Raw genomic sequence first — 8,190 nt, 5'->3', positions numbered from 1 at the left:
GGTTTTACATACCTAGCCATACCAAGCAGCCATACTGAACATATTGTACATTATTTTCAGTATAGTCCAGCATATCATTGACTAGAGTCATGCTCCCCCTGTCGCCAAGATGGCATCGGCGATCTCTTCCTCTACAGCGGGGAAAAAGCTGCGGGTAGCATCGTAAAAGTCGGCAGCCCGATCAAAACAAACGCTGTGGGATCCTGCCATCGCCGCCCTCTTCCCCAACAGGCAAACCCAGACAGACAGAGTATCAACAGGAGTGAGCAGGGATCGACCGGATCCCTGCCCCCTCAAGCCCAAAATTTGCTCTCTTCAAGACTCCGGCGCCAGGCGGGCATAGAACAAGCCCTGGACACGGACGGTGCGGGGTTCCAGTGCCCCTTGCTCGGTGCTGGACTGCTGAATGCTAACGAAGGAGCCGCCCATCTCTCCCGTGCTGGGATCCACGCGGGCAATGCGCAGCGACAGTTTCCCCCGCGAAACCTCGTCCACCTTGCGGTTGGTGGCGAAGTCGTCCTTGGCCGCCTGTAGCCCTACGGCTGTGTCGTAGCCGGTGTTAGAGCCGCGCCCGCGCGCGTCGAGGAAGGTGCTGGTGTGGTAGCCGGGCACCAAGAACTCCCCTTCAAAGTCGGTCGAGGGGTCAATGGCGGAGCCCTGAGCTGTGGCCACCAAATCTTTCACGCTAAACAAAAATGGCACCAGCTCGCGGCGGGGCAACTGACCGGTGGTCGGCTGAAAGGTGATCCCGTCCACCACTTTGAGCTCCAACCCGCCGTCTTTGGGGGTGACCTCAGCCTTAATCGGCCCCAGCGTGGCTGCCGAGATCATGATGTTTTTGGCCTTGATAAACTCTTTTTCCCCGTTCCGTTTCTCTTCTTCCACCTCAATTTGCACCGGCTGGAAGCAGACGTCTGTCAACTTTAGGGATCCCCCCTTGGGCACCTCGATGCGGCCGCGGGCATCGTCCGAGACGGAAGGGCATATGGCCGCCTTGCCGGTGTTGCGGATCTGGTCGTAGGTTAAGGGGGCCTTGGCCGCCTCCGCCGGCAGGGCGAAGACGCTCAAACAGAGCGCCAACAGGATGGCGAGTAGTGGACGGTACCGCATAATCAACCTCGAAAAACCTGTTTTAATCTCAATGCTGCTGGGGAAAATAAGCCCGAATGCCCCTATTGTACGCAATAGTGATCCCCTCTTTGGCCGGGCTTGCAGAAGTTTCCTGGCCAGGCAGAGCTGTCGGGTAGCTGCGTTTTCCTACTTCTTGGATTGCCGACCCCTGCCCTTCTACAAAGACCTCGCGGCCCCCTCAAAGCGGGCCACTCGCCACCAGGGATCCCAGCCAGCGCTCCCGAATCTGGTTCACCAGCTCGCCGATGGGCTGTTGGTTGACGCGGTAGCTGGTGGGATGGGCGATCAAGCGGGCGGTGCTCTCGAAAAGGCAGTCCCGTTCCACCAGGCCGTTTTCCCTCAGGGTACGTCCGGTGGCCACCAAGTCCACAATCGCATCGGCCATGCCGGTGATGGGAGCCAGTTCCACTGAGCCGTAGAGGGAGATAATTTCCACCGGCAAATCCAACCGGTCAAAATACTCGCGGGCGCAGCCGACAAACTTGGAAGCCACGCGGGCATGGGGAGGCAACTGGGCCGCCGAGGTGTAGGGACTTTCTTGGCGAAGAGCCACCGACATGCGACAGTGGCCGAACTTCAGATCCAGCAGGTGGGCCACTCGCACCTCGCTGCCGGCATAGCGCTCCCGCAAGACGTCGTAGCCGACGATGCCCAGTTGGGCCTGGCCGTACTCCACATACACCGGCACGTCGTGGTTGCGCACCAGCAGCGCCTCGTAGCGTTGCCCGTTGAGCTGGGTGGGCGATTCAATCCGCAGCAGGCGGTTGCCGGGATCCAAAAAGCGACTGAAATCGATCCCCACCTGTTGCAAGCAGCGGATAGCGTCGGCCAGCAAGGCTCCCTTGGCCAGGGCAATGGTGATCGGCTGGCCGGCGGAACGGCAACCTGGGGTATCGGGATGCGGGGCGGGGCTGAGGCCGAAAGCCATCGACATAGAAGGATGTCCGGGATCCCTGCTCTTGCCAGGGCTAGATAGAGAGTAAAGCCTTGACAGCGGCAGAGCAGTTGCGGGCGTTGCTTCCCCTCGATTGTAGAGGATCGGCCTCTTGGCGGCGATTCCCCCCTCTATCCCCCCGTACACGGGGGGACTGGGGGGCCAGCCCAGAGCGAAAACCCTCTTCTGTTATCCAGACTGCCGATCCTGGGATGATAAAGTCAGGAGACGATAGACCCGGAAGAGAGAGGACGGCATGAAAGCCATGATCCTGGCAGCCGGCAAAGGGACGCGGGTACGGCCCATCACCTACATGATGCCCAAGCCGATGATCCCGATTTTGCACAAGCCGGTCATGGAGTTCTTGGTGGAGCTGCTGCGGGAACATGGGTTCGACCAAATCATGATCAACACCAGCCACCTCGCTCACCAGATCGAAGACTACTTTCGCGATGGCCAGCAGTGGGGAGTACACATCGGCTTTTCCTTCGAGGGCCACTTCGAGAACGGCCAGCCGGTGGCCGAACCCCTGGGATCCGCCGGTGGCATGCGCAAGATCCAGGATTTTTCCGGTTTTTTCGACAGCACCTTCGTGGTGCTCTGCGGCGATGCCCTGATCGACCTCAACCTGACCCAGGTGGTCAACTTTCACAAATCTAAGGGGGCATTGGCCACGGTGGTGTTGCGAGAGGTGGATCCCAGCCAAGTCTCCAGCTATGGCGTGGTGGTAACCGATGCGACGGGCCGGGTCACCGCCTTCCAAGAAAAACCCAGGCAGGAAGAGGCCCTCAGCAACACCATCAACACCGGCATCTACGTGTTCGAGCCAGAAGTCCTGGACTACATCCCCCCCGGCTGCCCCTATGACATCGGCAGCGATCTCTTCCCCGCCTTGGTGAAAGCCGGCGCCCCCTTCTACGGCCTCAAGGCCGACTTCCAGTGGGTGGACATTGGCCGTACCCCTGACTACTGGCTGGCGGTACAGAAGGTGCTGCGCGGCGAGATCAAGGGGGTCAAGGTGCCCGGGATCCAGATTCGGCCCGGCGTCTGGACGGGGATCAACATCCGCGCCAACTGGGATCGCATCCATATCGAGCCGCCGGTCTACATTGGGGCCAGCACTTACCTGGCAGACGGGGTGAAGCTCATCGGCCCCACAGCCATTGGCTACGGCTGTGTGTTGAACGAAGGGTGTACGCTGGATGGCAGCCTCATCTTCAACTACACCCAAATCGCTGCAGGAGTTACCCTGCGCCACCAGATGGTGATGGGTCGCTACTGTATTTCCTCCGATGGCAATGCCATCGACACGGAAGAGTCCAACCTCACCTGGTTGATCGGAGATGCTCGCAGCCATGCCAACGGCAAATCCCAATAGCACCCTCTATCTCTACGGGATCGTCGCTGCCCCCGGCCCGCGCCACCTGAATGTGGTGGGGCTGGACAAGCAGCCGGTGGGGATTCACGTGCTGGGATCTTTGGCCTTTCTCTATTCCCAGGCTCGCCAGGAGCGCTACTTGGCCAGCCGGGCCAATCTGCTGGCCCACGAAGCTGTCCTAGAAACCGTGATGAGCGAGGGATACCGCGCCCTGCTGCCGCTGCAATTTGGCCTGGTGGTGAGCGGCTGGGATCAGGTAGAGCAGGATTTGATCAAACCGCACCTGGCCGATCTGCTGGCCCTGCTGCAGCGCCTGGAGGGCAAACGGGAGGTGGGGGTAAAAGTCTTCTGGGATCCCCAGCAAGAGCTCCAATTGGGGCTAGAGGAAAACCCGGCCCTGAAAGCCCGGCGGGACGAGATGGCTGGCACCCCCTTGGGGCTAGATGCAGTAGTGGAAATTGGGCAGGCTCTGGAGCAAATGCTGGAGCAACGGCGCCAACACATTGCCCAAACCTTCACAGCCGCCCTCGGCTCTCTGGCCAGCGATCGCGTCGAGGGAGAGCTGCTTACGGAAAACATGGCCTACAACAGCTCGTTTCTCATCAACTGGGAAGATGAGCCGGCTTTTGCCCAAAAAGTGGAGGAGCTGGATCGAGCCTTTCAGGGACGGCTGCGCATTCGCTACAACAATTTCACCGCTCCCTACAATTTCGCCAAGCTTTGACCGGCCTGTACTCCCCCCCCCTATATCCCCCCGTCTACGGAGGGACTGGGGGGCCAGCCGCTTGGGACAGGCAGCGCGGATGTGGGACTCGCTCAGGTCGGGCATGAGGGCCAGGGCCCGTTGGGGATCGATTTGCGCTTCGCACACCGCCTCCAGCACCTGCTCGGCCAGAAGGGAAAGGGGCATATCGGCGGTTTGCTCAGGATCGGTATCCTCTCTAATTTGTCGAACTCCCACCGGCGGGGGAGGCAACACCGGCGGCGCCGCCTGCGGGGGCAAGGTGGTGGAGGTACCCACCTCCAACTGCGCTTCGGCCAGGGCCACACCGCGCCCTGCCACCAACAGGGATCCCAGCAACAGCGTCCCCCCCAACCTGCCTATTCCCTTGCTGAGCGGAGCACGCTTCCCCAGACCTTCTCCAAGGCTACCGCTAGCCAACCTTTTGCCCAGCGCTTCGCCGCTCATCTTACCCCTCCAAGACCACCCCTTTGTTCAAGATATCCAACAAACCTTGGATTTGCAGTAGGCTATCGTTGGCTCCCAAACCGTTTGCAGCCCCCCCTATGGCTCGTCTATCGCAAGAGCTGGCCCGATTTGCCTGCCTTCCCGCCCATCCAGAGCAGCCCGAGCCTTACCCAGAGGGATCCCCACCCATCCGCCTTGAAGAGATTCTCAAACTGGCGGGCGAGCGCAGCTTTGGCTTGTTTTTGGCGGTGCTCTCCTTCCCTTCTGCTCTGCCTCTGCCAGCTCCTGGCTATTCCACTCCCTTTGGCGTGGTTATTCTGCTGCTGGCCCTACAAATGCTGGCGGGGCGAACCACCCCCTGGCTGCCGCCATGGGTGCTGCAGACATCCATTGAACGGAAGCAATTTCAAAAGTGGGTGCAGGCCGGGATCCCGTGGTTGCAGCGCATTGAAAAAGTTGCCTGCCCCCGTTGGCAACCAGTCTGCACCAGCCGCCTGGGCCAGGTCTGGCTGAGCACCTTGATCAGCTTGATGGGTATTTCCATGATCATTCCCGTGCCCGGCACCAACACCCTGCCGGCGATGGGGGTCTTCGTCACCGCCTTTGGCCTCCTCGAAGAGGACGGGATCCTGTGCAGCTTGGGATCCCTGATCTGTGTGGCGGCGGGGCTGCTGACCACTTCCATTTTGGTGGGCCTGTGGCTGGGGGGAACGACTCTGTTGGATTGGCTGAGAAGATAGCCTTTTGCCCTCACTCCCAACCCCGGCCCCCCCTATATCCCCCCGTGTACGGGGGGATACGGAGTTGGGGATCGAGGCAACGCCCAGCTTCACCGATGGAAAGACGGTGACGAAGTTGTATCGCCTGTGTCTTGTTGCAACGGACACCCCCGCGCCGCTAGCGGGATTGAGGGACCAGCGCCAGATCCTGGGTGAGGCGCAGCTCGATCACCTGGTTGGGATCCAAAACTACCACCTGTGGCGCCGTGACGTTGCCGATCACCGCTCCGGCCACCCCAGCCCCCAGCACTTCTTCTGTGGCAATGGCATTGTCGCCGGTCACCAAGCCGAGAATGGCGCCCGCTGCCGCGCCGATGGCCGCATCTTGGATGATTTTGCCCGTGGTGGTGTAGCGAGGATCCTTAACATCGTGGATCACATCCGATTGGGCAGCCAAGGGGAACAGTTGGTTGTTGGCGATGATGCTTTCTGCCACAAAGCGCGTGCCCCCCGGTGCCGGCTCAAAGCGGCCATCCACCCGCGAGCCGAAAGGCACCAGGATGTCCCCCTGGGCGTTGCGAATCGGGGTGCGGACGATCAAGGACAGGGGGCGAGTTTCGTTGGGGGCGATGAAGAGGCGCTCGTTGAAGGGGGTGGTGGTCTGCATCAGGGTGCCCGCCGCCAGCGTGGAAAGGCGCAGGTCAAAGCCCGCCGGGGGGGTGGAAACCCAACTGCTCGGGTTCTGGGCCACCAGGGATCCCCGATTGAGCAGGGCCTGGTGGGTAAAAGCGGCCACCTCGGCACGGGTGGCAGGGCGGTTCGGCTCCAAAAGCATAGGATCCGGGTAATTGACAATCAGGCCGGCACGGTTGGCGGCTGCAAGTTGTGCCAGGGCCCAGTTGGGAATGGCTGCCGCGTCGCGGTAGCGGCTGAACAGCTCGCTCGGCTGAGCCGCGGGGATGGCACTCGTGTTGCCAAGGGCGTTAGTCAGGATCACCAGCGCCTCGGTGCGAGTAACGGGCTGTTCGGGTCGGAAGGTGCCGTCTGGGAAGCCGGCCACCAAGTTGTTGGCTGCCGCCGTGGAGATAGCATTGGCCGCCCAGTGGCTGGGAGGCACATCCCGAAAGCCGATGAAGGTACCAGAGGTGTTGCGAAGGCGAAAGGCAGTGGTGACAAGGGTGGCAAACTGAGCGCGGGTCACCGGCTCGTTGGGACGGAAGGTGCCATCCGGGAAGCCGTTCAACACCCCTTGAGAGGAGAGGGTCTCGATATAGGCTTGCGCCCAGTGGCCAAAGGTGTCGCGAAAAGGAGCGGCCATGGCCACCTGGCAGTGGATGCCCAGTGCGGCTCCCGATAGGAGTAGGCCGGCTGTGCGTGGGGTCAACAGAGAGGGAAACATCGTGCATTCACCAAGTTGTCGTAGCGCCCATTGCTGGGTCAATAGCTACTCTTATTCTGGCTATTTCCTCAGTGGCGGCAATAGCTAAAACCCTTGCTGTGTCCTAATTTGAGCATTTCCAACCTAAGATTTGCATAGAAACGCAATAGCGGAGGATTGGTAAGGAAATCTCTTCATCTCTGTTGCGCCAGCATCGCGTATAGACAACACCCCAGCCTCAGTTGCTGTTCACGGCATTGCCACTCTGTACAAGTTTGAAACAGCCCCCCAGGGCTCCGCAGTGCCAGGGAGTTGATGCTGGCAGGACATAGGATCCAGCCCCCCTCCCAGAAGGAGAGGGAAGCTGAGCATCAGGGATAAGGGGTGCTGTTTCCACAGCCGGTGGCTACGAAAGGTCCCCTGCTGCTGGCGGGATTGGGGGATCGGCGCCAAGTCTTGGGTGAGGCCCAGCCCAGGGATCCGGAAGGCTCGCCCAGGAGCGCCTTGGCAGTCGGTATGGGTTAAATGACCTTGCCCTCGGACGTGATTCTCCCCTTCAGTTTGCCGGCCCGCTCTTCAGCTTCCTCGGTAATGAGGGCCAGTTGCTCTAACACCTCGCCGGGGTATTTTTCCAACACCCGCAGAGAGAGCGCTACCCGCCCTTTGGCCTCATCCACATCGATGACCACGGCCTTGAGCGGCTGACCGGGCTGGAACAAGTCGGATAAGGAGGCGACAAAGCTTTGGCTGACCTGCTTGATGGGCAACAGCCCGCTGCCCCCCTCCTCCAGCTCCACGAAAACGCCGAAGGGCTTGAGGGCGCTGACCTTGCCCCGCACCACCTGACCGGTGGTGTAGATTCCCAGGCTCTCAGCTTGTCGCGCTACTCGCTGGGAGAGCACCAGCTTGTTGGCAGCGGGGTTGACCTCCAACAAACTGGCGGTCAGCGATTGGCCCACCAGCTCTTCTAGATTTTCCCGTTGGTTGAGATGCGAGCGAGGAATAAAGCCCCGCAGCCCCTGCACGTCCACCAGAACCCCGCCCTTGTTGGTGCCGATCACCAGGGCAGTTACCGTCTGGCCGTTGGTCTGTTTTTCGGCCAGCTCCTCCCAAAGTCGCTTCAGCCGCAGCCGCCGCGCCGAGAGTACGATTTGCCCTTCCGAGTCCTCTCGCAAGATGAGAAAATCGGCTTCGCTTTTGAGGGGAAAAAGCTCGCTCAAATCCTCTCCTGAGCGGATCCCGGCTTCTTTCAGGGGCAAAAAGGCCGGCGACTTGCCGCCGATATCCACCAGCGCCCCATCGTTCTGGTGCTGGAAGATGCGGCCTCGCACCACCTGTCCCGGTCGAAAGTCAAGGCTTTGCGCCTCCAGAGCCTTGGCAAAATCTTCCGAAGAAAACGTATCGGCAGCCTGAGAGCGAGGGGAGCGAAAGGTCATGGAATGCAAAGGAAGCAATTCAAGA

Annotated in this window: 8 protein-coding genes; 3 read left to right on the top strand and 5 right to left on the bottom strand. The window is 60.6% G+C overall.

Going from position 1 to position 8,190, the window contains the following annotated elements; translation table 11 throughout:
* Positions 1–87: 87 nt before the first annotated feature.
* From ACVWXC_RS11750 to hisG, 3 genes are all read right to left on the bottom strand, one after another.
* Entirely contained in the window at positions 88–210 is a 123-nt protein-coding gene (locus ACVWXC_RS11750; RefSeq protein WP_276307420.1) for a hypothetical protein, read from the bottom strand.
* Between the two features lie 105 nt (positions 211–315).
* Complete coding sequence (locus tag ACVWXC_RS11745) at positions 316–1,110, bottom strand: photosystem II manganese-stabilizing polypeptide (protein WP_011430097.1); 795 nt, start codon at positions 1,108–1,110, stop codon at positions 316–318.
* Between the two features lie 199 nt (positions 1,111–1,309).
* Positions 1,310–2,059, bottom strand: a complete 750-nt coding sequence (gene hisG, locus ACVWXC_RS11740) for an ATP phosphoribosyltransferase (protein ID WP_011430096.1) — start codon at positions 2,057–2,059, stop codon at positions 1,310–1,312.
* A gap of 262 nt (positions 2,060–2,321) precedes the next feature.
* Between hisG and ACVWXC_RS11735 the strand changes: the two genes are divergently transcribed.
* The 3 genes from ACVWXC_RS11735 (at position 2,322) to ACVWXC_RS11725 (ending at position 5,372) form a co-directional block, all read left to right on the top strand.
* Positions 2,322–3,443, top strand: coding sequence for a sugar phosphate nucleotidyltransferase (locus tag ACVWXC_RS11735; protein ID WP_011430095.1), 1,122 nt, complete (start codon positions 2,322–2,324; stop codon positions 3,441–3,443).
* Positions 3,421–4,167, top strand: a complete 747-nt coding sequence (locus ACVWXC_RS11730; protein ID WP_041438253.1) for a GvpL/GvpF family gas vesicle protein — start codon at positions 3,421–3,423, stop codon at positions 4,165–4,167. The genes ACVWXC_RS11735 and ACVWXC_RS11730 overlap by 23 nt, the downstream gene beginning before the upstream one ends.
* Before the next feature lie 563 nt (positions 4,168–4,730).
* Complete coding sequence (locus ACVWXC_RS11725; protein ID WP_011430093.1) at positions 4,731–5,372, top strand: exopolysaccharide biosynthesis protein; 642 nt, start codon at positions 4,731–4,733, stop codon at positions 5,370–5,372.
* A gap of 157 nt (positions 5,373–5,529) precedes the next feature.
* On the opposite strand, the gene ACVWXC_RS11720 is transcribed toward ACVWXC_RS11725, so the two are convergent.
* Entirely contained in the window at positions 5,530–6,750 is a 1,221-nt protein-coding gene (locus ACVWXC_RS11720) for an S-layer homology domain-containing protein (RefSeq protein ID WP_099812187.1), read from the bottom strand.
* Between the two features lie 500 nt (positions 6,751–7,250).
* Complete coding sequence (locus tag ACVWXC_RS11715) at positions 7,251–8,165, bottom strand: S1 RNA-binding domain-containing protein (RefSeq protein ID WP_011430091.1); 915 nt, start codon at positions 8,163–8,165, stop codon at positions 7,251–7,253.
* Positions 8,166–8,190: the final 25 nt, after the last annotated feature.

The sequence above is a fragment of the Thermostichus sp. OS-CIW-20 genome (genome assembly GCF_054061455.1).
The sequence above is the reverse complement of the archived record's forward strand: the minus strand, read 5'-3'. Positions and strand labels throughout refer to the sequence as shown.

Bases quoted from the DNA above. Each gene is read 5' to 3' on its own strand.
- ACVWXC_RS11720 (WP_099812187.1), bottom strand. From the start codon at position 6,750: ATGTTTCCCTCTCTGTTGACCCCACGCACAGCCGGCCTACTCCTATCG.
- ACVWXC_RS11730 (WP_041438253.1), top strand. From the start codon at position 3,421: ATGCCAACGGCAAATCCCAATAGCACCCTCTATCTCTACGGGATCGTC.
- ACVWXC_RS11725 (WP_011430093.1), top strand. From the start codon at position 4,731: ATGGCTCGTCTATCGCAAGAGCTGGCCCGATTTGCCTGCCTTCCCGCC.
- ACVWXC_RS11745 (WP_011430097.1), bottom strand. From the start codon at position 1,110: ATGCGGTACCGTCCACTACTCGCCATCCTGTTGGCGCTCTGTTTGAGC.
- hisG (WP_011430096.1), bottom strand. From the start codon at position 2,059: ATGGCTTTCGGCCTCAGCCCCGCCCCGCATCCCGATACCCCAGGTTGC.
- ACVWXC_RS11750 (WP_276307420.1), bottom strand. From the start codon at position 210: ATGGCAGGATCCCACAGCGTTTGTTTTGATCGGGCTGCCGACTTTTAC.
- ACVWXC_RS11735 (WP_011430095.1), top strand. From the start codon at position 2,322: ATGAAAGCCATGATCCTGGCAGCCGGCAAAGGGACGCGGGTACGGCCC.
- ACVWXC_RS11715 (WP_011430091.1), bottom strand. From the start codon at position 8,165: ATGACCTTTCGCTCCCCTCGCTCTCAGGCTGCCGATACGTTTTCTTCG.